This window comes from Burkholderia sp. AU17457, from assembly GCF_002223255.1.
Lineage (GTDB): Bacteria > Pseudomonadota > Gammaproteobacteria > Burkholderiales > Burkholderiaceae > Burkholderia > Burkholderia sola.
Window position 1 is genome coordinate 225,981 of sequence record NZ_NKFB01000001.1, and the last position, 23,790, is coordinate 249,770.

23 protein-coding genes and 1 tRNA gene are annotated in these 23,790 nt (G+C 69.0%); 11 read left to right on the forward strand and 13 right to left on the reverse strand.

From position 1 onward, the window contains the following. Positions 1-84 precede the first annotated feature (84 nt). The 4 genes from CFB49_RS01045 (at position 85) to CFB49_RS01060 (ending at position 1,987) form a co-directional block, all read left to right on the forward strand. On the forward strand, positions 85-669 hold the full coding sequence (locus CFB49_RS01045) for an SIS domain-containing protein (RefSeq protein WP_050011838.1): 585 nt from the start codon (positions 85-87) through the stop codon (positions 667-669). A 17-nt stretch (positions 670-686) separates the two neighbouring features. Beyond that, positions 687-1,487, forward strand: coding sequence for a BON domain-containing protein (locus CFB49_RS01050; RefSeq protein WP_089490583.1), 801 nt, complete (start codon positions 687-689; stop codon positions 1,485-1,487). Further along, positions 1,484-1,846 carry a c-type cytochrome gene (locus CFB49_RS01055; protein ID WP_069618678.1) on the forward strand — a complete coding sequence of 121 codons (363 nt, stop codon included), beginning with the start codon at positions 1,484-1,486 and terminating at the stop codon, positions 1,844-1,846. The genes CFB49_RS01050 and CFB49_RS01055 overlap by 4 nt, the downstream gene beginning before the upstream one ends. A gap of 65 nt (positions 1,847-1,911) precedes the next feature. After that, positions 1,912-1,987 (forward strand) — tRNA-Ala (locus CFB49_RS01060). Positions 1,988-2,054: 67 nt separating this feature from the next. On the opposite strand, the gene CFB49_RS01065 is transcribed toward CFB49_RS01060, so the two are convergent. From CFB49_RS01065 to CFB49_RS01080, 4 genes are all read right to left on the reverse strand, one after another. Next, positions 2,055-2,366, reverse strand: coding sequence for a hypothetical protein (locus CFB49_RS01065; RefSeq protein WP_089490559.1), 312 nt, complete (start codon positions 2,364-2,366; stop codon positions 2,055-2,057). Positions 2,367-2,498: 132 nt separating this feature from the next. Continuing rightward, on the reverse strand, positions 2,499-3,896 hold the full coding sequence (locus tag CFB49_RS01070; RefSeq protein WP_089490584.1) for an enolase C-terminal domain-like protein: 1,398 nt from the start codon (positions 3,894-3,896) through the stop codon (positions 2,499-2,501). A 62-nt stretch (positions 3,897-3,958) separates the two neighbouring features. Beyond that, on the reverse strand, positions 3,959-5,299 hold the full coding sequence (locus CFB49_RS01075) for an MFS transporter (RefSeq protein WP_089490560.1): 1,341 nt from the start codon (positions 5,297-5,299) through the stop codon (positions 3,959-3,961). A 210-nt stretch (positions 5,300-5,509) separates the two neighbouring features. Further along, positions 5,510-6,424 carry a LysR substrate-binding domain-containing protein gene (locus CFB49_RS01080; protein ID WP_249190666.1) on the reverse strand — a complete coding sequence of 305 codons (915 nt, stop codon included), beginning with the start codon at positions 6,422-6,424 and terminating at the stop codon, positions 5,510-5,512. 100 nt (positions 6,425-6,524) lie between these two features. Here CFB49_RS01080 and CFB49_RS01085 point away from each other — a divergent pair, with 100 nt between their 5' ends. The 3 genes from CFB49_RS01085 (at position 6,525) to CFB49_RS01095 (ending at position 9,367) form a co-directional block, all read left to right on the forward strand. Then, a complete protein-coding gene (locus CFB49_RS01085; RefSeq protein ID WP_089490561.1) occupies positions 6,525-7,256 on the forward strand; it encodes a glutathione S-transferase family protein in 732 nt (243 codons plus the stop codon). A gap of 131 nt (positions 7,257-7,387) precedes the next feature. Continuing rightward, entirely contained in the window at positions 7,388-8,020 is a 633-nt protein-coding gene (locus CFB49_RS01090) for a DUF2239 family protein (RefSeq protein ID WP_089490562.1), read from the forward strand. 15 nt (positions 8,021-8,035) lie between these two features. Further along, the gene (locus tag CFB49_RS01095; protein ID WP_089490563.1) at positions 8,036-9,367 is read left to right on the forward strand and encodes a carotenoid oxygenase family protein; all 1,332 of its coding nucleotides are present in this window, start codon (positions 8,036-8,038) and stop codon (positions 9,365-9,367) included. A 22-nt stretch (positions 9,368-9,389) separates the two neighbouring features. Here CFB49_RS01095 and CFB49_RS01100 read toward each other — a convergent pair whose 3' ends face one another. From CFB49_RS01100 to CFB49_RS01115, 4 genes are read right to left on the reverse strand one after another with little or no spacing between them, the layout of a single operon-like run. Next, positions 9,390-10,556: an ABC transporter permease gene (locus CFB49_RS01100; RefSeq protein WP_089490564.1), complete on the reverse strand. Its 1,167-nt coding sequence runs from the start codon at positions 10,554-10,556 to the stop codon at positions 9,390-9,392. A 7-nt stretch (positions 10,557-10,563) separates the two neighbouring features. Beyond that, the gene (locus CFB49_RS01105) at positions 10,564-11,718 is read right to left on the reverse strand and encodes an ABC transporter permease (protein ID WP_069619225.1); all 1,155 of its coding nucleotides are present in this window, start codon (positions 11,716-11,718) and stop codon (positions 10,564-10,566) included. 21 nt (positions 11,719-11,739) lie between these two features. After that, positions 11,740-12,438, reverse strand: a complete 699-nt coding sequence (locus tag CFB49_RS01110) for an ABC transporter ATP-binding protein (protein WP_069619226.1) — start codon at positions 12,436-12,438, stop codon at positions 11,740-11,742. 5 nt (positions 12,439-12,443) lie between these two features. Beyond that, positions 12,444-13,649, reverse strand: coding sequence for an efflux RND transporter periplasmic adaptor subunit (locus tag CFB49_RS01115; protein WP_069619227.1), 1,206 nt, complete (start codon positions 13,647-13,649; stop codon positions 12,444-12,446). A gap of 335 nt (positions 13,650-13,984) precedes the next feature. On the opposite strand from CFB49_RS01115, the gene CFB49_RS01120 reads away from it, so the two are divergent. From CFB49_RS01120 to CFB49_RS01130, 3 genes are all read left to right on the forward strand, one after another. Then, positions 13,985-14,218 (forward strand): hypothetical protein, encoded by a 234-nt coding sequence (locus CFB49_RS01120; protein ID WP_012327737.1) that lies wholly within the window; start codon positions 13,985-13,987, stop codon positions 14,216-14,218. Positions 14,219-14,279: 61 nt separating this feature from the next. After that, complete coding sequence (locus CFB49_RS01125; protein ID WP_256979893.1) at positions 14,280-15,266, forward strand: NAD(P)-dependent oxidoreductase; 987 nt, start codon at positions 14,280-14,282, stop codon at positions 15,264-15,266. 74 nt (positions 15,267-15,340) lie between these two features. Then, positions 15,341-15,982 (forward strand): LysE family translocator, encoded by a 642-nt coding sequence (locus tag CFB49_RS01130; RefSeq protein WP_069619228.1) that lies wholly within the window; start codon positions 15,341-15,343, stop codon positions 15,980-15,982. Positions 15,983-16,071: 89 nt separating this feature from the next. Here the strand turns inward: CFB49_RS01130 and CFB49_RS01135 are convergent, their stop codons facing one another. Beyond that, positions 16,072-17,355, reverse strand: a complete 1,284-nt coding sequence (locus CFB49_RS01135; protein ID WP_089490566.1) for an MFS transporter — start codon at positions 17,353-17,355, stop codon at positions 16,072-16,074. A gap of 95 nt (positions 17,356-17,450) precedes the next feature. Here CFB49_RS01135 and CFB49_RS01140 point away from each other — a divergent pair, with 95 nt between their 5' ends. Next, positions 17,451-18,380, forward strand: coding sequence for a LysR family transcriptional regulator (locus CFB49_RS01140; protein WP_089490567.1), 930 nt, complete (start codon positions 17,451-17,453; stop codon positions 18,378-18,380). A gap of 184 nt (positions 18,381-18,564) precedes the next feature. Here CFB49_RS01140 and CFB49_RS01145 read toward each other — a convergent pair whose 3' ends face one another. The 4 genes from CFB49_RS01145 to argC form a co-directional block, all read right to left on the reverse strand. Next, entirely contained in the window at positions 18,565-19,398 is an 834-nt protein-coding gene (locus tag CFB49_RS01145; protein WP_069619231.1) for an OmpW/AlkL family protein, read from the reverse strand. An 18-nt stretch (positions 19,399-19,416) separates the two neighbouring features. Beyond that, entirely contained in the window at positions 19,417-20,658 is a 1,242-nt protein-coding gene (locus CFB49_RS01150; RefSeq protein WP_089434405.1) for a DUF2957 domain-containing protein, read from the reverse strand. Between the two features lie 147 nt (positions 20,659-20,805). Continuing rightward, the gene (locus CFB49_RS01155) at positions 20,806-22,227 is read right to left on the reverse strand and encodes a DUF2957 domain-containing protein (RefSeq protein ID WP_089490568.1); all 1,422 of its coding nucleotides are present in this window, start codon (positions 22,225-22,227) and stop codon (positions 20,806-20,808) included. Positions 22,228-22,663: 436 nt separating this feature from the next. Then, positions 22,664-23,614: an N-acetyl-gamma-glutamyl-phosphate reductase gene (gene argC, locus CFB49_RS01160; RefSeq protein ID WP_069619234.1), complete on the reverse strand. Its 951-nt coding sequence runs from the start codon at positions 23,612-23,614 to the stop codon at positions 22,664-22,666. Positions 23,615-23,790: the final 176 nt, after the last annotated feature.

The following is a 23,790-nucleotide window of genomic DNA, read 5'->3' on the forward strand; positions in this document are numbered from 1 at the left end:
CGGAGAGGGCGCCGGAGTACGGTAAACTCGCCGCACCCACGATGTCGCGCGCGTGGTGCCGCGCGCCCAGTTCACCAGGAATCGATGTCAGTCGAACGTATTCAGCAACAATTCCGCGACAGCGCCGCGCTTCACGCCGAAGCGGCCGACGCGTTGTCGCTGCCGATCGCAGCCGCGGTCGATGCGATGTTCGCCGCACTGGCGAACGGCAACAAGATCGTCGCGTGCGGTGACGGCCCGTCGGCCGCCGCCGCGCAGTACCTCGCCGCGTCGCTCGTCGGCGGTTTCGAGCGCGAGCGTCCGGGCCTGCCCGCGATCGCGCTGGCCACCGACGCATCGCAGGCCGGCCTCGCGGGCGCGGCGGCGGCCGAGCAGTTGTTCGCGCAGCAGGTGCGCGTGCTGGGCCAGACGGGCGACATCCTGCTGGTGCTCGACGCGCTCGGCGCATCGCCGCGCGTGCTCGCGGCGATCGACGAGGCGCACGAGCGCGAGATGACCGTCGTCGCATTGACGGGCGGCAACGACCACACGGTCGCGGCCGCGCTGTCCGATACCGATATTCCGATCAGCGTGCCCGCCGTTCGCGCGGCGCGCATCCACGAAGTCCATCTGCTGACCATCCACTGCCTGTGCGACGGCATCGACGCGATGCTGCTGGGTGAGGATTGAACGAAGGAGAGCCGTCGATGAATCAAAGCCGCGTCAAACAGACGCTCGTCAGAACCACGCTGCTCGCCGCGCTGACGGCGGGCCTCGCCGTGTCGCTGCAGGGTTGTGTGCTCGGGGTCGTGGGCGCAGCGGCCGGCGGCGGCGCGCTGATCGCGACCGATCGCCGCACGCTCGGCGCGCAGACCGAGGATCGCGAGATCCAGGTCAAGTCGCTCACGCAGATCAACAACGGGCTGCCGGACCAGTCGCACGTGAACGTGACGGTGTTCAACCGCCGCGTGCTGCTGACGGGCGAAGTGCCGAACGATGCGTCGAAGCAGCGCGCCGAGGAAATCGTGCGCGGCATCAACAACGTGAACGGCATCGTCAACGAGCTGTCGGTCGGGCCGGCGTCGTCGCTGTCGTCGCGCGCGAACGACTCGTACCTCGAAGGGCGCGTGAAGTCGGAGCTGATCGCGACGAAGGGCATCTCGGCGAACTACTACAAGGTCGTCAGCGAACGCGGCAATCTTTACCTGATGGGGCTCGTCACGGTGGACGAAGGCAATCGCGGCGCGGAAGCCGCGAGCCAGGTGCCGGGCGTCGAGAAGGTCGTGAAGGTGTTCCAGTACGTGAAGCCGCAGGACGCGCAGGCGCTGCAGGACGCGTCGCCCGCGAGCGGCGCATCCGGCGCACAGGCGGCTGCCGCCCCGGCGGACAGCGCGACGGTGGGCGCGGTGCCCGATGCGTCGGTGCAGTCCGCACCGCTGCAGCCGCCCGCGCCGATCTCGAATTCGTCGAGCGTGCATCTGGGCAATCCGAAGGCGAAGGCGCAATGACGGGCAGGCAGATGAAGCAGATCAAACGATGGATCGCGCAGGGCGCGGCGGCCGCGGCGCTCGTGGCCGGCACGCTGGGTGCCGCGCACGCGGACGTCGGCGACGGCCTGAAGGTTGCCCGCAGCAACGCGTGCATGGGCTGCCACGCGGTCGACCGCAAGCTCGTCGGCCCGTCGTTCAAGGATATCGCGGCGCGCTACAAGTCCGATCCGCAGGCGGTCGCGAAGCTGTCGAAGAAGGTGAAGGACGGCGGCTCGGGCGTCTGGGGCGCGATTCCGATGCCCGCGCATCCGCGCATGAGCGACGCCGACGTCCGGTCGGTGGTCGAATGGGTGCTGGCCGGCGCGCCGTCAAAATAACGCGTCGGGGTGACGTAACCCCTATTGCCAAGCGCGGAAATGCGTGTGTATGATGATCGACTGTTGGGGCGGTAGCTCAGCTGGGAGAGCGTCGCGTTCGCAATGCGAAGGTCGGGAGTTCGATCCTCCTCCGCTCCACCAACGGAATTCGAAAGGCCCGATCGCGAGATCGGGCCTTTTTGTTTTTCGCGTGACCTTGACCGACGCGCTAAGTTGCCAGCGCGTGGATCAATCTGAACGTCGGCACCGACAACACGGCGAACCCCACCGTCATGACCGCGAGCACCGCGGTCCTCTTCCGCAGCAGCACGCAGAGAGCGATCGACAGCCCGCAGAACGCGCAGGTCAGAATGACGATCCACCACAGCGCCGCATAGCCCGCCCCGCCTTCGAAGTTCGATACGTTCTGCGTGATCCGGGTCGCGACATACCCGGCGACGGTCATGCTCGCGGGCAGGCACAGCACCGAATACAGCACGAAGACGATGATCTGCCGCGGTGTCGGATCGGATGACGTCATGAAAAGCGTTCTTGTGCGGAGGGAAGAGGGCACCCGACCGTCCGCCGCGCGGGCCGAGCCAGGCAGCCGGCAGGATGCGACCGTTTTCCGCGTTTGGCAACCGCCACCCGTCAGCCCACCCGCCACCCCGCCCTAAACCCGCCCCAGACTCGGCCGCTTCGGATCATAAGTCCACCCCGGCACCAGATACCGCATCGCGACCGCATCGTCGCGCGCCGTACCACCCACCGCGTTGTACAGCGCATGCGCGGCCTCGATCTGCGCCATGTCGAGCTCGATCCCGAGCCCCGGCCGTTCCGGCACGGCCACCTTGCCGCCGACGATCGCGAGCGGCTCGCGTGTGAGCCGCGCGTCGCCTTCCTGCCAGATCCAGTGCGTGTCGATCGCGGTGATCGTGCCGGGCGCGGCCGCCGCCGCATGCGTAAACATCGCGAGCGATACGTCGAAGTGGTTGTTCGAGTGCGAGCCCCACGTGAGCCCCCAGTCGCGGCACAGCTGCGCGAGCCGTACCGAGCCCTGCATCGTCCAGAAATGCGGATCGGCGAGCGGAATGTCGACCGCCTGCAGCCGCACGGCATGATCCATCTGCCGCCAGTCGGTCGCGATCATGTTGGTCGCGGTCGGGATCCCCGTCGCGCGGCGGAATTCGGCCATCACCTCGCGGCCCGAATAGCCGCCTTCCGGCCCGCACGGATCTTCCGCGTACGCGAGCAGGTGGCCTTGCCCGCGGCACAGTGCGACGGCCTCGTCGAGCGACCACGCGCCGTTCGGGTCGAGCGTCGTGCGCGCGTCGGGAAAGCGCGCCTTGATCGCCGCGATCGCCTCCATCTCGTCGGCGCCGGCCATCACGCCGCCCTTCAGCTTGAAATCGGCGAAACCGTAGCGTTCGACCGCGGCTTCGGCCTGTCGCGCGATCGCGGCCGGCGTCAGCGCCGCCTCGTTGCGTAGCCGGAACCAGGCATCCGATGCGTGAGCGTCGTCGCGATACGGCAAATCGGTGCGACGTCGGTCGCCAAGATAGAACAGGTACGCGAGCATCGGTACCGCATCGCGCTGCTGGCCTTCGCCGAGCAGCGCCGCGACCGGCACGTCGAGGTGCTGGCCGAGCAGGTCGAGCAGCGCGGCTTCGATCGCCGTGATCACGTTGTCGAGCCGCAGGTTGATTTCGTGCGGCTGGCGCAGCACGGCCGCCTCGCCGGCAGACGTCACTTCATGGCGGATCGTGCGGCCGGCACCGGCGCCCGCGCCGGACAGCGCCGCGCGCACCGCGTTGAGCGTCGCCTGGTAGCGCCCGATCGACTGGCCGACCACGAGATCCGTCATGCGCTCGAGCGCGTGGCGGATGCCTTCGCCGCCCGGCACTTCGCCGACGCCCGTATGCCCGCTACTGTCGTCGAGGATCACGAGGTTGCGCGTGAAGTACGGCGCGTGCGCGCCGCACAGGTTGAGCAGCATGCTGTCGCGGCCGGCGACGGGAATCACCTGCATGCGCATGACGCGCGGGGTGCCGGCACGGCTGGGTTCGGACATCGGTTCGCTCCTGGTTCCGGTGGCGTGCGGGCCGCCGGACGCGCCGGCGCGGCCCGCGCCGTTCATTGAAGCTCGACGCGGCGGATCTCGCCGACGACGAACAGGTAGCAGATCACGGCGACGAGCGCATGCGCGACGACATAGACGAGCGCGCCGTTGAACGAGCCGCTGCGGTCGACGATATAGCCGATCGCGATCGGCGTCGTGATGCTGGAAAGATTGCCGCACGTGTTGAGCAGCGCGCCGCTCAGGCCGGCGATCTGGCGCGGCGCGGTGTCGGCGTTGACGGCCCAGCCGAGCGCGCCGAGCCCCTTGCCGAAGAACGACAGCGCCATGAACAGCACGACGAGCACGTGCGAATCCGTGTAGTTGCAGACGATCATCGACATCGACAGCAGCATGCCGATCACGATCGGCACCTTGCGCGCGACCGACAGCGACCGGCCCTGCTTGAGCAGCGCATCGGACACGACGCCGCCGAGAATTCCGCCGAGGAACCCGCACACGGCCGGGATCGACGCGACGAGCCCCGCGTTGAGGATCGACATCCCGCGCGCCTGCACGAGATAGACGGGAAACCACGTGATGAAGAAGTAGGTGAGCGCGTTGATGCAGTACTGCGCGACGTACACGCCGACCAGCATCCGGTTTCTCAGCAGCGCCTTCACGTGACGCATCGACGGGCCGTCGGCGCGTGCGCCCGTCGCCTGATCGATGTTGACGAGCGCACCGCCTTCGGCGAGGTAGTCGAGTTCAGCGCGGTTGATGGTCGGGTGCGCCTTCGGGTCGTACATCGTGCGGTTCCACACCAGCACGAACGCGAAGCCGAGCACGCCCATCACCGCGAACACCGACTGCCAGCCGAACGCGTGCACGAGCCAGCCCATCAGCGGCGCGAACACGACGGTCGCCGCGTACTGCGCGGCGTTGAAGATCGCCGACGCGGTGCCGCGTTCGGCGGCCGGGAACCACGCGGACACGATCCGGCTGTTGGCCGGGAACGACGGCGCCTCGGCCGCGCCGACCAGGAAGCGCAGCCCGAACAGCAGCGCGAACGCCGCCGCGCCGCCGAAGAAGCCGATCCCGCCCTGCAGCAGCGTGAACAGCGACCAGAAGAAGATGCTGAATGCGTAGACGATCCGCGAACCGAAGCGGTCGAGCAGCCAGCCGCCCGGCAATTGCGCGATCACGTACGACCAGCCGAACGCGGAAAAGATGAAGCCCATCTGCACGTGGCTCAGGTGCAGCGCGCGGGCGAGGCTCGGGCCCGCGATCGCGATCGCCGCACGATCCGCATAGTTGATCGTCGTGACCGCGAACAGCACGGCCAGCACCAGCCAGCGCACGCGGGTGCGCCGGGCCGTTGCCGACGCGGACGTCGGCAATGCGTGAAGCGGATTCATGACCTGTCTCCTCCGAAGGGCGGAAGGCGCCGTCGTGCGGCAGGCGCGTCGGGTGCGCGCGTAATGTGTGGATGCCGCCGGCGGAGGCCGGGCACCGGACGCCGAGGCGGGCAGGGCGTCCGGGCCATTCTGTCATGTCGGTATTTGCGCTTTCATGCCAATTGCTGACTTGATCGATTCAGCATTTGAATCGATCGATGAAGGGCGCGGTCACGCGCGCGCGTCGTCCGCGCCGCTGCCGTGATGGCGCGCCACGTGCTGCGCGAGAAACTCGACGGCGGCGCGTACGCCGGGCAACTGGCCGCGCCGATGCGGCATCAGCAGCGTCGTCGTGACGGTGCCGGCGCGCCAACCGGGCAGCACGCGCACGAGCGCGCCGGACGCGAGCCCGGTATCGGCGATCCAGTCGGGCAGGCACGCGAGGCCAAGGCCGGCGGCCGCCGCCTGCAGCAACAGCGTCGATTCGTCGGCCTGCAGCCGCAGGCGCGGCGTCACGTCGACGGTATCGCCGCCGCGCTGCAGCCGCCATGGCTGCGTGCCCGGGTGGAGCCCGTCATGCTGCGCGAGATCGGCCGGCGTGTCGGGCGTGCCGGCCCGCGCGAGATAGGCCGGCGCTGCCACGACGACGATCGGCGACGCCGCGAGTGGCCGTTGCACGAGCGCGGAATCGGGCAGCGGCGCGAAATGGCTGCGCACCGCGATGTCGAAGCCTTCCTGCGCGATGTCGACGAGGCGGTCGCTCGCATGGATCTGCAGCAGCAGCTTCGGATGCGCGATCGCCAGCGCCGGCAGGCACGGCGCGAGGATGTGCTGCGCGACCGGCACCGAGCTCGTGATCCGCACGACGCCGGCCGGCTCGGCGGTTTGCCGCAGCACCGCGTCGCGCGCGCTGTCGGCCTCGATCACGGCCGCGCGCGCATGCTCGAAGAATTCGGCGCCGACCGGCGTGAGCCGGAAGCTGCGCGACGTGCGATGCACGAGCCGCGCGCCGAGCGTGCGCTCGAGTTCGGCCACGCGCTTGCTGACCGTCGATTTCGGCAGGTCGAGCCGGCGCGCGGCCGCCGACATGCTGCCGGCATCCACCGCCTGCACGAACAGGTAGAGGTCGTTCAGATTCACTTCCAGCGTCCATATGGAGAAACGACGGGTTTCGATTTTAGCGGCTACTGCGCCATCGTTCGCCGTGGGAGCATGACTGCTCGTTCAACTTCCGCGGAATTCCCCGATGTCTCCGATCCTTCTCTACGGTATTCCCGCCGGCTGCTCGTTCGGCTCGATCGTCGCGCTCGAATGGACCGGCCGCCCGTACCGGCTGTCGCGCATCACGATGCCGGGCGCCGTGACGAGCGACGCCTTCGTCGCACTGAACCCCGTCGCCGAGACGCCGGCGTTCGTCACCGCGGCCGGCGACGTGCTGACCGAAAGCATCGCGATCCTCGGCCATATCGGCGCGCAGGCGCTCGACAGCGGCCTCGCGTTTCGACAGGGCAGCGCGGATTTCGACCGGCTGAACCGGATGCTGGCGTGGCTGAACACGACGTTCTTCAGCGCGTTCGGCGCGCTCTGGTACGTGTACGAACACGGCGCCGAAGGCAGCGAGAAGGCGGCGCTGCAGGCGTACGGCCGCGGCAAGGTGCTGAAGGCGCACCGGCAGCTCGAAGCGCTGCTCGAGCGTGGCGAAGGGCCGTGGCTGCTGGGCGCACGGCGCACGCTGGCCGACGCGTACTTCACGGGAATCGCGCGCTGGGCCGACTATCACGCGGTGTTCGAGCGCGATGCGTTCCCGCGCGTCGCCGCGCTGCGCGCGCGGCTCGCCGACGATGCCGGCGTGCAGTTCGCGCACGCGATCGAGGAGAACCTGCCGCCGCCGGCGTCGTCGGCGTTCGAAGGGCATGTGTCGCTCGACGACGCGCTGGCCAGCGCGCGCGGCATCGTGGCGCCGGTGCGGGCGGCCTGATCGGCCGCGCCGGTCGCCCGCACAGGATGGAATTCTGTAGTGACGATATTTTTTACCCGGATAATATTGACATCCAATTAATACCCGGATAAAAATAGCGCCATTCCGATTCCACCCTGCGGGCGATCACGATGACCTCTTCCACGCTCCTTCCTTCTTACACGGCCTTCGACGGCCATCGGCGGCTCGCGTCGGGCCCGCTTGCGACGGTCGCGCTCGCGGTCCGGCAGGCGGCCGGCGACGCGACGCCCGGCACGATCCTGATCTTCGACGACGCGACGGGCCGCTCGATCGACCTCGACTTGCGCGGCACGGCGGACGACATCCGTGCGCGCTATGCGGCGCCGTCGGGCGACGCATCCGGCGGCGCCGGCGAGCCGGCAGGTGCAGGCGCAGGCGAACAGCGCGGCCGAGGCCGGCCGAAGCTCGGCGTGGTGTCGCGCGAGGTCACGCTGCTGCCGCGTCACTGGGAATGGCTCGGCGCGCAGCCGGGCGGCGCGTCGGTCGCGCTGCGCAAGCTCGTCGAGGACGCGCGACGCACGCATGCGGCAGCCGACCGGCACCGCGACGCGCAGGCGCGCGCGTACCACTTCATGTCGGCGATGGCGGGCGACCTGCCCGGTTTCGAGGAAGCCGCGCGGGCGCTGTATGCGAACGATCCGGCGCGGCTGGCCGAGCTGATCGCCGGCTGGCCGGACGACGTGCGCGACCATGCGCTCGCACTGGCGCGCGGCGATTTGCCGCCGGCCGCCGACGACTGCTGACGGAGCGCCGACGCGATGACCGTATTCGACCTGAACCGCGGCGCGATCGCGCCGGTCGCCGACGAAGTCGATATCGTCGAGCTGCGCGTGACGGGCGCCATTCCGCGCGAACTCGACGGCGCGTTGCTGCGCAACGGCCCGAACCCGCCGGGCGGCCGCTTCGAAGGCAACGACGTGCTGTCGTGGTGGCCGGAGGCCGCGATGCTGCATGCGATCGCGTTCGACGGCGGCCGCGCGGCCGGCTACCGGAACCGCTGGGCGCGCACGCGGCGCTGGGCTGCCGTCCACGCACCGGGGCAAGTGCCGCATCTTCCCGACACCAATCCGAACGTGAACGTGCTGCAGCATGCGGGCGAACTGCTCGCGCTGGCCGAGGGCGGCGCGCCGCTCGCGATCACCGCCGCGCTCGATTCGTTCGGCGTGCCGGCGCGGCACGCGGGGTTCGACGGAGCGATGACCGCGCATCCGAAGGTCGACCCGGTAACCGGCGAGCTGATCCTGTTCCGCGCGGACTGGCGCGCGCCGTGGCTGCGCTACGGCGTCGCGGATGCGCACGGCGTGCCGCGCGTCGATCTCGAGATCGAGCTGGGCGCGCCGTCGATGATGCACGACCTCGCGATCACCGAAACCCGCAGCCTGCTGCTCGACCTGAACGTCGGCTACGACTTCTCGCTGCTGAAGCAGGGCCACCGGATGCCGCTGCGCTGGCACGACGACCGGCCCGCGCGCATCGGCGTGCTGCCGCGCCACGGCGGCGACGTGCGCTGGTTCGGCGTCGAGCCGTGCTTCATCCAGCACGTCGTGAACGCGTACGACTGCGACGCGTCGTGCATCGTGCTCGATGCGGTGCGCTATCCGTCGTTCCTGCGGCTCGACGCGCGCACGGGCCGCTTCGCCGACAACCCGGTCGGCGAGCTGTGGCGTTACGTGATCGACACCGCGAACGGCCTGATCGACGAAGGGCCGCTCGCCGAAGGCGGCATCGAGCTGCCGCGCATCAACGAAAGCCGGACCGGGCGCCGCTATCGCTATCTGTATGCGGCCGAGCAGCCGAATAACGCGGAAATGCGCGGCGTGATGCGCTTCGACCATGTGCGCGGCACGACGATGCACTACGCGGTGCCGGCCGGCGACCAGAACGGCGAGCCGGTGTTCGTGCCGCGCCCCGGCGGCGCGGACGAGGACGACGGCTGGCTGCTCGTGATGGTCTACCGCGCGGCGACGGATACGAGCGACGTCGTGATCCTCGATGCGCGCGCGATCGACGCGGGGCCGGTCGCGACCGTGCACCTGCCGCGCCGCGTGCCGGCCGGGTTCCACGGCGCGTGGGTGCCGCGCGAACGTTGAACGTGTGCGTCGGCGGTGCGCGTCACTGCGCGCGCAGCGCGTCGACGATTTTCAGCCGCGCGGCGCGCATCGCCGGCAGGAACCCGCCGACGAGCCCCATCACGAGCGAGAACAGGAGCGTCTTCACGACGATCGCGGGCGTCAGCACGAAGCGGAACGACAGGTCCGAGAAGGTCTGGAAGTTGGTCGTCGAGAACGACGCGAACTGCATCAGCGACGCGCACGCGAGCCCCGCGACGCCGCCGACGAAGCCGAGCAGCAGCGCCTCCAGCAGGAATGCGGCGAGCACGTTGGTGCGCTTGAAGCCGAGCGCGCGCAACGTGCCGATCTCGGCCACGCGGTTCGCGACCGACGCATACATCGTGATCATCGCGCCGATCATCGCGGCGATCGAGAAGATCGTCGACAGCGTGATGCCGAGGATGTTGATGAACGTCGACAGCGCCTTCGACTGGTCGCCGTAGAAGGTCTGCTCGCGCTTCGCCTCGTCGGTCAGCCGCGGGTCGACGTCGATGTCGGCCTTGAAGCGCGCGAATCCGTCGGTGCTCGGGATGCGCAGCACCATCGACGAATAGCTGGTGCGGCGGAACGACTGCATCAGCTGGTCGACGTCGCCCCAGATCTCCGAATCGAAGCCGCTGCCGCCCGCGTCGAAGATGCCGACGATGGTCCAGTCGCGCTGCGCGAAGTGCAGGCTGTCGCCGAGCTGCGTGCCGCTGAAGCCTTTCGCGATCGCGCTGCCGACGACGATCTCCGACGAGCCGGGCGCGAACGGGCGGCCGGCCACGAGCTTCACGTGCGGCCGCAGCGCGAGGCCGGCCGGCGACACGCCGCGGATCACGACGTTCGACGGCTTGCCGGTCGACGTTTTGACGAGCGAGATCAGCACCACGGCCTCCTTCGACACGAGCGGCCGTCCGTCCGGGCCGAGCGCGACGGCCGGGTGCATCTCGAGCGCGTTGGCCTGCTGATGGTCGATCGAACTCTGGATCTCGGTCTCGGCGCCCTTGCGGATCACCACCGCGTTGTCGGGTTCGCCGGTCGACACGAGCGTTTTCGTGAGGCCGGCATCGAGCATCTGCACCGTCGCGAACACGAAGATCACGAGCGCCATCCCGCCGGCGGTGAGCGCGGTGGTGAGGCGCCGGGTCCACAGATTGCGTGCGATGTAGGTGAGCGGGATCGCCATGCGCGCCTTACCCGATCGCCCGCAGGCCTTCGACCACGCGCACGCGCGCGGCCTGCCACGCCGGCACGAGCGCGGCCGCGAGGCCGACCGCGACCGAACACGCGGCCTGCAGCACGACGGTTTCGGTCGACACCTTGAATACCGGGAAAATGCCGCCCGCCGCCTGCTTGAACAGGCTCGCGGCGGGCGGCGTCGCGAGAATCCCGAGCCCGCCGCCGATCACCGCGATCACGACCGATTCGCCGAACACGATCAGCGCGAGGAACCCGGGGCCGAAGCCGAGCGCCTTCAGCGTCGCGTATTCGGCCGTGCGTTCGCGCGCGCTCATCGCCATCGCGTTGGCCATTACGGCCATGATGATCAGGATCACCACGTACGACACGAGGCGGATCGCCGCGATGATCTGGTTCGACATCGCGACGAAGCCGAGCTGGAACGCCTGCTCGGTTTCGGTCAGCGTTTCGGCGAGCGAGTTCTTGAATACCGCGTCGACGTTGCGCGCGATCGACGCGCCATCGTCGGGGTTCGCGACGCCGAGCACGAACACGCCGACCTGGTCGGCCTGCTTCGGCGTGCGCTTGCGCACCGTCTCGTTCAGGTAATCCCAGTGGAACACCAGTTGACGCGTGATCGTCGAATCGTCGCGGCCGTCGAGGATCCCGCGCACGACGAAGTCCCACGTGCCCGGGTAGATCGTGCCCTTCAGCGGAATCACGTCGCCGACCTTGAAGCCGAACTGCGTCGCGAGCTGGCGGCCGACGAGGCAGCCGCGGCGGTCGCGGTCGTAGTCGGCGCGCTGCTGTGCCGGCAGGATGAATTCCGGATACAGGTCGAGATAGTTCTCCGACACCGCGAAGCTCGCGAAGAAGTTCTTCGGGTCGCGGTAGATGCCGCCGAACCAGTTCGAGCGGACCACGGCCGTCACGCCGTCGACGCCGCGAATGCGGTTCTCGTAGCTGACCGGCAGCGGAAACACCAGCGAGATCGCGTTGCGCGTGACGAGCCGCCCGCTGGACGCGGCCGCCGCGCCCGCGTACCACGCGTCGACGACGGTGTGCAGCAGCCCGAACGCGAGCACGGCGATCGTGAGCCCGAGCACGGTCAGCAGCGTGCGCAGCCGGTGCCGCAGCGCGTTGCGGGCGATCAGCTTCAGCACGTACATGGCGCGCGCCCCCGCTGCCGGTCAGCCGGCGTGCCCATCGATCAGTTCCCCTTTTTCCAGATGGACGAGCGAGCGCGCGGCGCCGGCCGCGTGCGCGTCGTGCGTCACCATGATGATCGTCTTGCCGAGCTCGGCGTTCATCCGCTGCAGCATCGCGAGCACGTCGGTGGCCGATGCGCGGTCGAGGTCGCCGGTCGGCTCGTCGGCGACGATCAGCACCGGATCGGTGATCAGCGCGCGCGCGATCGCGACGCGCTGCTGCTGGCCGCCCGACAGCTCGGACGGGTAATGGCTCGTGCGATCGCCGAGATTCACCATGTCGAGCACGAGCTCGACGCGTTCGCGTCGCTCGCGGCGCGACAGGTGCGTGAGCATCAGCGGCAGCTCGACGTTCTCGAACGCGGTGAGCACGGGCATCAGGTTGTAGAACTGGAAGATGAAGCCGACGTTCGCCGCGCGCCATTCGGCCAGTTGCGCCTCGGCGAGTTGCGAGATGTCGAGGCCGCCGACGCGCAGCTCGCCGCTGTCGGGCCGGTCGATGCCGGCCACGAGGTTCAGCAGCGTGCTCTTGCCGGAGCCCGACGGCCCCATCAGCGCGACGAAGTCGCCTTCGCCGATGTCGAGCGTGATGTCGGTCAGCACGGGCACGACCTGGTTGCCGCGCCGGTACGACTTCGCGACGTGGCTGAGCTCGACGAGGGGCGGCCGGGCGTCGTTCACGCGCGCTACTTCTTCGCGACGGCCACTTTCGCGCCGTCCTTCAGCTTCGCGCCCGGCGCGAGCACGACCGTGTCGCCGGCCTTCACGCCGCGCACCGCGACGAGCTCGCCGATCCGCGCGCCCTTCGTCACGGCCACCGCATGCACGGCGTCGTCCTTCACGACGAACACGACCGGCCGGCCGTCGCGCTCGACCACCGCGCTCGCCTGCACGGCCGTCACCGGCTGCCGGTCCTGCGGCGACGCGGGCTTCGACAGGAACGCGATCTTCGCGCTCATGTCGGGCAGCACGCGCTCGTCGCGGTCGACGAAGCGCACCTTCACGAGCACGGTGGCCTTCGAGCGGTCGACGGTCGGCACGATGCGCGACACGCGGCCGGCGAAGCGCATGTCGGGCAGCGCGTCGAGCTGGATCTCGCACGGCTGCTCGGCGCGGATCTTCGCGATGTTCGATTCGGCGACGTCGGCCTCGACCTCGAGCGTCTCCATGTCGGCGATCGTCACGACCGCGCCCTTGCTGTCCGACGCGGACGAGAACGGCGTGATGTTGTCGCCGACGTTCGCGTGCTTCGCGAGCACGATGCCGTCGAACGGCGCGCGGATCACCGTCTGGTCGACCGCCACCTGCGCGGCCTGCGCGTTCGCTTCCGCCGACGCGATCGCGGCCTGGTCGCTGTTGAGCGTCGCGCGCGCCTTGTTCACGCGCGCCGTGTCGGTGTCGAGCTGCGCGGCCGGTACCGCGCCCTTCGGCGCGAGCGCGGCGGTGCGGCGCAGCGCGATTTCGGCGTCCTTCAGTTCGGCCTGCGCGACGCCGAGGTTTGCGCGGGACACCTGCACCTGCGCGCGCGCCTGGGCGAGCGACGCCTGCACGTCGCTGCTTTCGAGCCGCGCGATGATCTCGTCCTGCTTCACGCGCGTGCCTTCGAGCACGCCGAGCCACTCGACGCGCCCTTGGCCCTTCGACGCGACCGCGGCCTTGCGCTGCGGCACGACATAGCCGGTCGCATTGAGCTGCGTGTCGTTCTGGTACGGGTAGGCGGACGTGACGGACGTGGTGTCGACGGTCGGCCGGCCGGTGAGCGCGAGGCCGGCGACGATCGCGATGACGACGAGCGCGGCGGCGACTGCATAGCGCGCCCAGCGACGCCGGCGTGGCGCCGGGGCGATCGGACGCCGGTCGATTTTCAGTTTGTCCAGATTGTGATCGGGCAATTTGAGCGCCTCGAGACGGCGGCGGTCGTGCGACCGGCCGCGCCCGGTTTCCGGGGAAAGGGACGGATGGACGCCAGTATAAGCGTCGCTCCGGCGCCGCGCGAGCCGGTTTGCGGTGCCGCGCGGCGGCGGCCGACGCGGCCGCCCCCGGGGAAACCCGAGGATGCACGCAACGTGTCAACTTGCGGCGAACGCGGTGCGTTATGGAACGAGTGCGCCAGGTTTTGTCGCGACGGAACGGCGAAAGCCGGCCTCGCGGCCTGGGGCTCCGGTGCGAATGCCTCGCATCTCTCATTACCGGTACGTTTGATTTTTTCTCCGCTAAAGGAAGAACAATGAAGAAGACGCTCGCTTCGATCATCGCCGCAGCATTCGCTCTCGCATCGGTTTCGGCATTCGCACAGGCGTCCGCGCCGGCAGCCGACACGTCGGCCGCCGCTTCGGCACCGGCCAAGAAGGATCACAGCAAGCCGAAGCACCAGCTGAAGCACCACGGTTCGAAGAAGGGCCAGGCGAAGGCGGCAGCCGCATCGGCAGCCGGCACGAACGACGCAGGCACGCAGAACTAAGCGGCTCGCGGCCACGGCCGGCGTTGCCGGTCATTGGTCGGCCAACCCCGCATGCTCCGGCATGCGGGGTTTTGTTTTTTTCAGGCGCCGGTGCGCACCGCGCCCGGCCGGCGGCAGGCGCTGCAGCGCGCCGGCATCTGTGTTTAACTCGCGGCTTCACGGAGCGAAGGAGCGGGACATGGATCTCGGGTTTATCGGGCTGGGCGAAATGGGGCAGGCGATCGCGACGAACCTGCTGAAGGCGGGCCACACGGTGCGGGTCTGGAACCGGTCGCGCGAGCGGGCCGAGCCGCTCGCGGCATTCGGCGCGCTGATCGTCGACACGCCGGCCGACGCGTTTCGCGGCGATGCGGTGTTCTCGATGCTTGGCGACGATGCGGCCGCGCGCGCGGTGTTCGACGACGCGCTGCTGGCCCAGGCGCCGCGCGGGCTGATCCACGTGAACATGGCGACGGTGTCGGTCGCGCTCGCCGAATCGCTCGCGCACGCGCATGCGTCGCGCGGCATCGACTATGTCGCCGCGCCGGTGATGGGGCGGCCCGACGTTGCGGCCGCCGCGCGCCTGACGATCATGGCCGGCGGCCCGGCCGAGGCGATCGACCGCGTGCAGCCGCTGTTCGATGCGATCGGCCAGAAGACCTGGCGGTTCGGCTCGCTGCCGCAGCATGCGAACGTCGCCAAGATCGCCGCGAACTTCACGCTCGCGTCGGCGATCGAGACGCTCGGCGAGGCGTCCGCGCTGCTCGGCGCGCACGGCGTCGCGATGCGCGATTTCCTCGACGTGATCACCAGCAGCGTGTTTCCGGGGCCCGTCTACGAAGGCTACGGCGCGATGATCGCCGAGCGGCGCTACGAGCCCGCGCGCTTCAAGGCGCGGCTCGGGCTGAAGGACGTCCGGCTCGCGCTGGAGGCGGGCGACGCGACGTCGGTGCCGCTGCCGGTGGCGAGCGTCGTGCGCGACAGCCTGCTCGATGCGCTCGCGCACGGCGGCGGCGACCAGGATTTCGCGGTGCTCGGCGAGGCCGCGCTGCGCCGCGCCGGCCGCTGACACGCCAGAAGCGCGCTGCGCACGGCATAATCGACAGTCCGTTTTCCCTACATTTATTTCAGGCAGAGGCAGTCATGAACTTGCATACGTGGTGGCTTTTCGTGGCGACGGTGTTCGTCGTGTCGGCGATTCCGGGCCCGAACATGCTGCTCGTGATGACGCACGGCGCGCGCCACGGGCTGCGGCGCTCGTCCGCGACGATGGCCGGCTGCCTGAGCGCGCTGGTGCTGATGCTCGCGGTTTCCGCGGCCGGGCTCGGCGCGGTGCTCGAGGCATGGCCGGCGACGTTCGATGCGTTGCGCTTCGCGGGCGCGGCCTACCTGATCTATCTCGGCGTGAAGGCGTGGCGCGCACGGGTGGACGACGCGCCGGCGGCCGACGTCGATGCGGTGTCGCAAGCGGCATCGGCATCGGCATCGCGCGTCGCACTGTTCCGCAACGGCTTCCTGGTCGCGGGCAGCAACCCGAAGGCGATCCTGTTCGCGGCCGCGCTGCTGCCGCAGTTCATCAATGCGGCCGAGCCGACGCTGCCGCAGTTCGGCATCCTCGTCGTCACGTTCGCGGTGATCGAGGTGAGCTGGTATCTCGTCTACGCGTCGTTCGGCACGCGCATCGGCGCCACGCTGAAGAGCCAGAGCGTCGCGAAGGTGTTCAACCGGCTGACGGGCGGGCTGTTCGTCGGCTTCGGCGCGATGATGGCGCTGGTCCGGCACTGATTCCCGGCCGACCCCGGCGTACCGAACGCCCCGTCCCTCGCGAGAGGGCGGGGCGTTCGGCTTTTGGGCGCCGCTTCACCGGTGCGTGCTCACGCACGCGGCCGATCCAGCGCCGCCGCGCCGGCCCCGCGTCCGGTCGCCAGCCCGAACACGGCTGCCGCGCCGGCGAACGCGAACCCGACACCACACACCGCGCTCCAGCCGCCCGATGCCCACGCGCTGCCCGCGAGCGCCGCGCCGAGCGCGCCGCCGACGAAGAACAGCCCGACGAACAGCCCGTTCAGGCGGCCGCGCGCGGCCGGGTTCAGCAGGTTGATCGCGCGGCGACCGATCGTCTGGTCGACGATCACGCCCGCATCGAGCAGCGCCGCGCCGCCGGCCAGCAGCGCGAGCGCGACGCCGCGATGCGCGTGCGTATCGAAACCGAACCAGCCTGCGCCGGCGACGCCGAGCACGACGAGCGCCGCGAGCATCGTGCCGTGCGCGAGCCGCTGCGCGGCCGGGCCGTGGCCGCGGTCGCCCGCGCGGCCGGCGAGCGGCGTGACGATCGCGCCGCTCGCGCCGGCGAACGCGAACAGCGCGATGCCGTGCAGATCGAGCGCGAACGGCGGCTGTGCGAGCCGCAGCCCGACAGCGGTCCAGAACGCGCTGAACGCGGCCATCGCGAGCGCGGCCGACAGCGCATGCCGGCGCAGCACCGGCTCGTCGGCAAGCAGGCGTCCCATCGACGTGAGCAACGCGCGGTAGCTGGCCGTGATCGACGGCGTGCGCGCCGGCAGGCGCAGCGCGAGCACGACGGCGATCGCCGCGTTCGCGAGCGCGGCCAGCAGATAGAACGCGCGCCAGCCGGCCGACCCCGCGATCAGGCTCGCGAGCGGCCGCGACAGCAGGATCCCGAGCATCAGCCCGCTCATCACGTTGCCCACCGCGCGGCCGCGCTGCGCGTCGGGCGCCATCGACGCGGCCATCGGCACGAGCATCTGGATCACGCTCGACGCCGCGCCGGCCACCAGCGTCGCAAGCAGGAACACGGTACCCGACCGCGTGAAGGCGGGCAGCGCGAGCGCGGCCGCGCAGACGGCGAGCGTCGCGACGATCAGGCGGCGGTTCTCGAGCAGGTCGACCAGCGGCACGAGCAACGCGAGCCCGGCCGCGTAGCCGAACTGCGGCAGCATCGCGACGAGGCCGGCGAGGCCGGGCGGCAGGTGCAGGTCCACGCTGATCGGGCCGGTCAACGGCTGCGCGGCGAACAGGTCCATCACGATCACGCCGACCGTCGCGGCGAAGAACAGCGTCATGCCGGTGCTCAGTGCGGGCTGCGCGGCGACGGACGGAGAAGCAGGTGCGGAGCAACGATGGGCAGGGCAGTTCATTGCAAACCAAGTGGAGGTCGAAGGAACTCCCATCGTAGGTGCGCGATGTTTATGCGACAATTGAAATATGTCTAACATGATTATGCGAGTTTGTTTTGAATACGCGTGATCTCCAGGCGTTCGTCGCGGTCGTCGACAGCGGGTCGATGGTCGCCGCGGCCGCGAAGCTCCACCTGACGCAGCCGGGCCTGACGCGGCGCGTGCAGAACCTCGAAACGCTGCTCGGCGTGCCGTTGCTCGAACGGCAGAGCAAGCCGCTGAAGCCGACCGCCGCCGGGCGCGACGTCTACGCGCTCGCGCGCAACGTGCTTGGCGCGGTCGACGAGCTGTTGGCGGCGGGCACACCGGACAGCGAGCCGTCGGGCGAGCTGCGCATCGGCGTGCCGCCGTTTCTGTCCGAACTGGCGCTGGAGCGGCCGGTCGACCGGCTGCGCGACGCGTTTCCGCGCCTCACGCTGCGCGTGACGGCTGGCTGGTCGCCCGCGCTGGTGCAGGGCATCGAGCGCGGCGCGCTCGACGTCGCCACCGTGATGGTGCCCGCGAGCGCGGCGCTGCCCGACGCGCTGACGGCGACGCTGCTCGCCACGCAGCCGACGGTGCTCGTCGCCGCGCGCGATTTTCCGCTGCCCGACGGCCCGCTGTCGCTCGACACGCTATCGGGCTTTCCGTGGGTGCTGAGCCAGGACGGCTGCGGGATGCGTTCGGCGCTGAGCCGTGCGCTCGGCGCGGCCGGGTTGCCGTTCGACGTCGCGGTCGAGGCATTCGGCTCGGAACTGCAGTTGTCGCTCGTCGCGCGCGGTGCCGGCATCGGCATCGCGCCGCCGAACGCGCTGGCGCGCAGCGCGCATCGCGATGCGCTGAGGGTGGTGGAAACGGCGGGGCTGGAAACGCGGATCAACGTATGGATCGTGCACGGCACGTTGCCGGGCCGCCTCATGCGGCCGGTCGCGCTGCTGCGCGACGCGCTGGGCGAAGTGCTCGACCGGGAGAATGAAAAGGGGTCAGGCGCCGTCACGGCGGGCTAGAGGCCGCATTCGAGGGAAAATCCTTATTTTCTCTACGGAAATGTTGCATTGCGGAAACCGATTCGCTATGATTGCACCTGTCTCCTCCATGTCTCCTCTGATATGGATTCAGCCCGCCGATCAGGCGGGCTTTTTTTTGCCTGCGATCGTGTCGCGGCATGCCATTCGCCGGCGGTCGCCGCGCTCAGAACTTGTACGTCATCCCGACGTAGCTGATGATCGGGTCTGCCTTCAGGTCCGATTTCGACTCGGCGAGCACCGAGCCGTCCGCCGCCTTGATCGTCACCGTCGACGTCGTCTTCAGCGGGATGTAGGTCACCGACGCGACCAGCCCGAAGTGTTCCGTCATGTTGTATTGCAGGCCCGCGTTGAACACCGGCTGCCACGACGACGACGCCTTCGCCTCCACCGAGGTCGTGCCCGGCTTGCCCGCGCCCGCCGCGAGGATCGCGCCGAGGTTGTCCTGCGTCTGCTTGATGAAGTTCGTGTTGAGCTGCAGGTCGCTGAACCAGTTGTACGACACGCCGAGGCCGAGGAACGGCCGGAACTTCGCGGTCGCCTGCCCGAAGTAGTACTGCAGGATCACCGCCGGGCTCCACTGCCGCACGCTCTTCACGATCGGATTGACCGAGGCCAGCCCGATGTTCTGCGTGCCGAGCGCGCCGGCCGGGCCCGGCGGCTTGATCGTGCCCTGGCCCGACACCTTGAACACCGGCGGCACGCCGGCCACCGACGTGACCGCGATGTGGTCGGTCAGGAAGTGGCTGACCGTCAGGCCCACCGTGTCGGCGCCGCTCGTGTGCAGCCCGGTGCCGGCCGACGTGAACGACGGCGGCAGCCGCAGCGGCGTGTTGATCGGCGTCGGCGCGACGTGGGTCGTCATCGGCGTGCTGCTCTGCTGCGGCATGATGTGGAACCAGCCCAGCGTGACGACGTTGCTGCCGGCGCTCTGCGCGTGCGCGGCGAGCGGCGCCACGGCGGCGGCGCCGGCCGCCGCGCAGAGAAGGGTTTTCTTCATCACGGCTTTCCCCTCCGCTTACTGGACGAATGCGCCGATCGTGAAATACGGCGTCGATCCCGCGTTGTCGAGGAAACCGAACACGCCACCCGAGAAGATGAACTTGCCGGTCGGCGACGTGCTGCCCGAACCCGTATGGATCGTCGTGACCGTGCCCGGCACCTTCTGCGTGTAGTCGAGGTCGAGCACTCTCGTGAGCGACGCCTGCGACGGCTGGAACGGATCGAGCAGTGTGGCCTGCTTGTCGATCAGCGCGGTGGTCCGGTAATCGAACTGGCTGTCGACGCCGATGTATTCGCCGTTCTGCGAACCGGCCGCGACGGCCGTCTGCGGCGCGAGGATCGAGATGCTCGATTCGTCGTCGGCGGTCAGGCCCGGCACGCCGTTGCTGTCCGGCGTCGGGTTCGGGTTCGCGACCCCCGTGCGCACGAGGATCGGCACGAGCTGGTTGCGCAGCTTGCCGACGACCATGAAGCCCTTGCCCTGCGGCGTGGCCGACAGCGTCGGCTTCAGCTGGCTCGCATAGTTGTTCGACTGGAACGCGCCGCTGCCATCGGCCGACTGCACGAAGTTCGTCCCCTGCTGCGTGCACGCGCCGCCGGCGAACTGGCCGGTCGTGTCGCACTTGGTCCACGTGCCGTCCGCGTTGATCGTCACCTTCGCGTCGATCGACGCCGGCCCGAATTTCTGCGACGGCACTTCGCCGAAGCCGATGTGGCTGTACGTGCCCGCGACCTTCGTGATGTCGGTTTCGATCGACGAGAAGCCGATGAACGGGTAGTACGGGAATTTCGTGTCGGGCACCGCGGCCTGGCCGAGCACGCCGTCGAACTGGATCTCCTTGCCGGGAATCGTGCCGCCCGCGACGCCGAAGCCGACGAAGATGCGCGCCGGACGCGACGCATCGAGGCTCGCGCCGTTCAGGCGAAATGCGCACTGGTTCAGCTTGTTGGTCGGCAGCAGCGTTTCCTGCGTGAGCGTGCCGCTGTCGACGGTACCCGCGCGGGTCGGCGTGACGGTGCCGGTCTTTTGCGGCACCGCCGATTCGACATAGGTGACCTGCCAGGTCATCTTGGTCGTGTCGAGCTGGACCTTCGCGAGTTCGCCGCTGCCCGCGCCGCCCGTAAACACGGTGTTGTAGTCGAGCGTGGCAGGGCAAAGCCGCTCTTCGACGAGCGGCGGCGGGTTGTCGCTGCCGCCGCCGCAGGCGGAAAGAAGGGGGGCGGCAAAGGCCGCCGCCAGAACGAGGTTGCGCTTCATGTTGCTCCTCCAGATTTGTCTTGTGCGGCGGCCAGCTCCCTGTCGGCCGCTTCTGTTGGTCGTGCTCGTCTTGTTTGCGCCGTGCCGGGCGCCTTCGTGCCTTCCCTGCGTCACGCGGCGGCAGGCCGGCCGCCGCGTCCTCGATCGCTACTTGCTGATTTGCGCGCCCACGCCGAAGTACGGGGTCGACGACGTCGTCGCATTCGCCGACGTCGACGTGACGCCGCCATTCACCGTGCCCTGGATCAGCGCCGCGTACAGCCCGCCCGTCGCGATCACCACGCCCGAGGCGGACGGATAGCTCGCGCCGCTCGGCGGGGCGGTCTTCGCGTTCAGGAGGCCCGGCGTCGTCTGACCGTAGTCGAGCGTGAAGCCGTCTTCCTCGGCCTGCGTGGACGGATTGATGAACGACGCGTTGCCGCTGCGGATCAGCGCGGCCGTGTATTTGAAGTTCGAGTCCGCGCCTGCGTAGCCGCCGTCGATCGCGCCCGACGTGATCGCCGTCGCCGCACCGAGCACCGCGATGCCCGATTCGTCGTCGACCTGCGCATCGACGTGCAGCGGCGGCGTGCCGAGGTTCACGTTGCCCGTGCGCACGATCACCGGAACCGTCGCGCCGTTGAGCTGGCCGATCACCATGTGTGCGCTGGCCGACTTGCCGGTCGCGCCGACGATCGGCAGTTGCGTCTGCGGCAGCGTCTGCGGCGCCTTCGTGCTGTCGAAGTAGCCGCCCTTCGCGCTCGTTTTCCACGGATCGCCGGTCGTCTGGCAGCCGCCCGAGCCGCTCGACGTGCACGCGCCGTTCGCGTCGAACGTCTCGCTCGAGTTCGAGCCCTTCGTCGCGTAGTTGCCCGACGGCACGAGGTGGTAGAGCAGTGCGTTGTACGTGCCCGGCAGCTTGGTGAGGTCGGTCGTCGTGTTCGCGAAGCCGAGGAACGGATAGAAGTCGAAGTGACGGTTCGGCACCTGGCCCACGTTCTGGACGACGCCCGGGATGATCGTCAGCCCGTCGTACTGGATCGTCGCGCCGGGAATGCCGCCGCCCGCGACGCCCATCCCGACCAGCAGCATCGGCGGGTTCGCCTGGTTGAAGTCGGCGGCCGTCGAATAGGTCGAGCCGTCCGGCGCGGGGCCCGTGCCCGGCGTGAGGACGAACGCGCAGCGCGTCTGCTCGGCGGTCGGCAGCGTGCCGGTCGGCGGATGGATGACCTTGCCGGTGATGGTCGTGCCGACGCGGCTCGGCGTGACGGTGCCCGTCTTCAGCGGAATCGGCGATTCGAGCCACTTGAGCGTGTAGGTCATCGCGACCGCGTCGATGTTGACGCTGACGATCTCGCCGCTACCCGCGCCGCCGAGATACGTGCTCTTCACGATATCCGCGTTGGCCGGGCACAGTGCGCCGTTGATCGGCTGCGAAGGCGGCTGCCCTTGCGTGCCGCAGCTCGAGCCGGAACATTGGGGCGCGTTGATCGGCGCGAGCGCGCCGCCTGAGTCCCCCCCACCACATGCAACCAGGAAAGGGGCAATGGCAAAGGCCGTTGCCACCCCCTTCGATAAGGTGTGCGACATGCCGCTGTCTCCAATCGTTTAATTGTGCGAGCTAATGTCGCTGCCTGGGTTTTTGCTGTCAATTGATGAACCCGTCTAAAAAAGGCGATTGAAACGGGATCTGCGAATTGAATGCTTGCCCAATAAGGAAAACGGTAAGAATTTAAACGCGGGACGGGCTGCCGAAAGCTGTCGCAGTGGGGGATGCGCGACGCCCGGCACGCTCTCTCGTAGCGCCTTCCGGCGTATGACGGCGACGTTTAAATCGACGGTATCCGGTTTATCCCTATTCGGGATTGACTGGATCGGGAAGGGGCTGAATTAATCCACTTGTAATCGCGCAATCGAAAGCTTGTAAATATTTGTAAATACGCGGGGTGGCGTTTTTATATATTGCCTGATACGGGCAAATAAAAAGCCGGCCAATGGCCGGCTTTGCATGGCATGCGATGTTGAATCAGCGTTTGAGGCCCGCGTCCTCGGCCGCGCCGATGTTGAGGTTCATGCACTGGATCGCGGCGCCCGACGCGCCCTTGCCGAGGTTGTCGAGGCGCGCGACCGTGACGAAGCGTTCCGCGTTGCCGAACACGAACAGGTCGACACGGTTCGTATCGTTGTTCGCCTGCACGTCGAAGAAGCCGCCGTCGAGGTTCGCGTCCGCATCGAACGGTGCGACGCGCACGAACGCTTCGTCCGCGTAGTACTCGGCGAACACGCGCTGCACGTCCTGCGGCGTCGCGCGCTTCGCGAGCTGCTCGGGCGTGAAGTAGGTCGTCACCGCGAGGCCCTTCAGGAACGGGCCGACGATCGGCGTGAAGATCGGCGCGTGCGCGAGGCCCGTGTGCGCGGCCATTTCCGGCAGGTGCTTGTGCGCGAGGCCGAGCGCGTACGGGCGCGGGCTCGCGAGCTTGCCGCCCGGCGCGGCGCTTTCGTATTCGGCGATCATCGACTTGCCGCCGCCGCTGTAGCCGGTGATCGAGTAGCTGTGCGCGGCGAACGTCGGCGCGACGATGCCCGCATCGACGAGCGGACGCATCGCGAGCACGAACGCCGACGCGTGGCAGCCGGGCACCGCGATGCGCTTCGACGTGCGAATCTTCTCGCGCTGCGCGCGGGTCAGCTCGGGCAGGCCGTAGGCCCAGTCGGCGCTGGTGCGGAACGCGGTGCTCGCGTCGATCAGCGTGGTGTCCGGGTTCTCGACGAGCGACGCGGATTCGCGCGACGCGACGTCCGGCAGGCACAGAAACGTGACGTCCGACGCGTTGATCAGGCGGCGGCGCTCGTCGACGTCCTTGCGCTTCGCTTCCTCGATGCGCAGGATCTCGATGTCGCTGCGTGCCGACAGGTATTCGAAGATCTTGAGGCCGGTCGTGCCTTCCTGGCCGTCGACAAAAACTTTGGTGCTCATTTCGCTCTCACTGAATGAAACGGGAGCCGCGGCGCCCTGAAACCGCCATTTTAAGACGTCATCCGGCGGCACTGCAGCGCGCGCGGCGAAAAAAGACGGCCGGCGGGCCGTCTTCATGTCCGTCTTTGTGTCCCTTTGACGCTCGCCGGTACGCGCGCGGGCCGGTGACGAGGCAT

Coding starts and splice junctions, on each gene's coding strand:
- CFB49_RS01055 (WP_069618678.1), top strand. CDS start 1,484: ATGACGGGCAGGCAGATGAAGCAGATCAAACGATGGATCGCGCAGGGC.
- CFB49_RS01150 (WP_089434405.1), bottom strand. CDS start 20,658: ATGAAGCGCAACCTCGTTCTGGCGGCGGCCTTTGCCGCCCCCCTTCTT.
- CFB49_RS01135 (WP_089490566.1), bottom strand. CDS start 17,355: ATGAACTGCCCTGCCCATCGTTGCTCCGCACCTGCTTCTCCGTCCGTC.
- argC (WP_069619234.1), bottom strand. CDS start 23,614: ATGAGCACCAAAGTTTTTGTCGACGGCCAGGAAGGCACGACCGGCCTC.
- CFB49_RS01085 (WP_089490561.1), top strand. CDS start 6,525: ATGTCTCCGATCCTTCTCTACGGTATTCCCGCCGGCTGCTCGTTCGGC.
- CFB49_RS01125 (WP_256979893.1), top strand. CDS start 14,280: ATGCGGGGTTTTGTTTTTTTCAGGCGCCGGTGCGCACCGCGCCCGGCC.
- CFB49_RS01105 (WP_069619225.1), bottom strand. CDS start 11,718: ATGTACGTGCTGAAGCTGATCGCCCGCAACGCGCTGCGGCACCGGCTG.
- CFB49_RS01130 (WP_069619228.1), top strand. CDS start 15,341: ATGAACTTGCATACGTGGTGGCTTTTCGTGGCGACGGTGTTCGTCGTG.
- CFB49_RS01065 (WP_089490559.1), bottom strand. CDS start 2,366: ATGACGTCATCCGATCCGACACCGCGGCAGATCATCGTCTTCGTGCTG.
- CFB49_RS01120 (WP_012327737.1), top strand. CDS start 13,985: ATGAAGAAGACGCTCGCTTCGATCATCGCCGCAGCATTCGCTCTCGCA.
- CFB49_RS01100 (WP_089490564.1), bottom strand. CDS start 10,556: ATGGCGATCCCGCTCACCTACATCGCACGCAATCTGTGGACCCGGCGC.
- CFB49_RS01095 (WP_089490563.1), top strand. CDS start 8,036: ATGACCGTATTCGACCTGAACCGCGGCGCGATCGCGCCGGTCGCCGAC.
- CFB49_RS01050 (WP_089490583.1), top strand. CDS start 687: ATGAATCAAAGCCGCGTCAAACAGACGCTCGTCAGAACCACGCTGCTC.
- CFB49_RS01070 (WP_089490584.1), bottom strand. CDS start 3,896: ATGTCCGAACCCAGCCGTGCCGGCACCCCGCGCGTCATGCGCATGCAG.
- CFB49_RS01155 (WP_089490568.1), bottom strand. CDS start 22,227: ATGTCGCACACCTTATCGAAGGGGGTGGCAACGGCCTTTGCCATTGCC.
- CFB49_RS01145 (WP_069619231.1), bottom strand. CDS start 19,398: ATGAAGAAAACCCTTCTCTGCGCGGCGGCCGGCGCCGCCGCCGTGGCG.
- CFB49_RS01075 (WP_089490560.1), bottom strand. CDS start 5,299: ATGAATCCGCTTCACGCATTGCCGACGTCCGCGTCGGCAACGGCCCGG.
- CFB49_RS01090 (WP_089490562.1), top strand. CDS start 7,388: ATGACCTCTTCCACGCTCCTTCCTTCTTACACGGCCTTCGACGGCCAT.
- CFB49_RS01045 (WP_050011838.1), top strand. CDS start 85: ATGTCAGTCGAACGTATTCAGCAACAATTCCGCGACAGCGCCGCGCTT.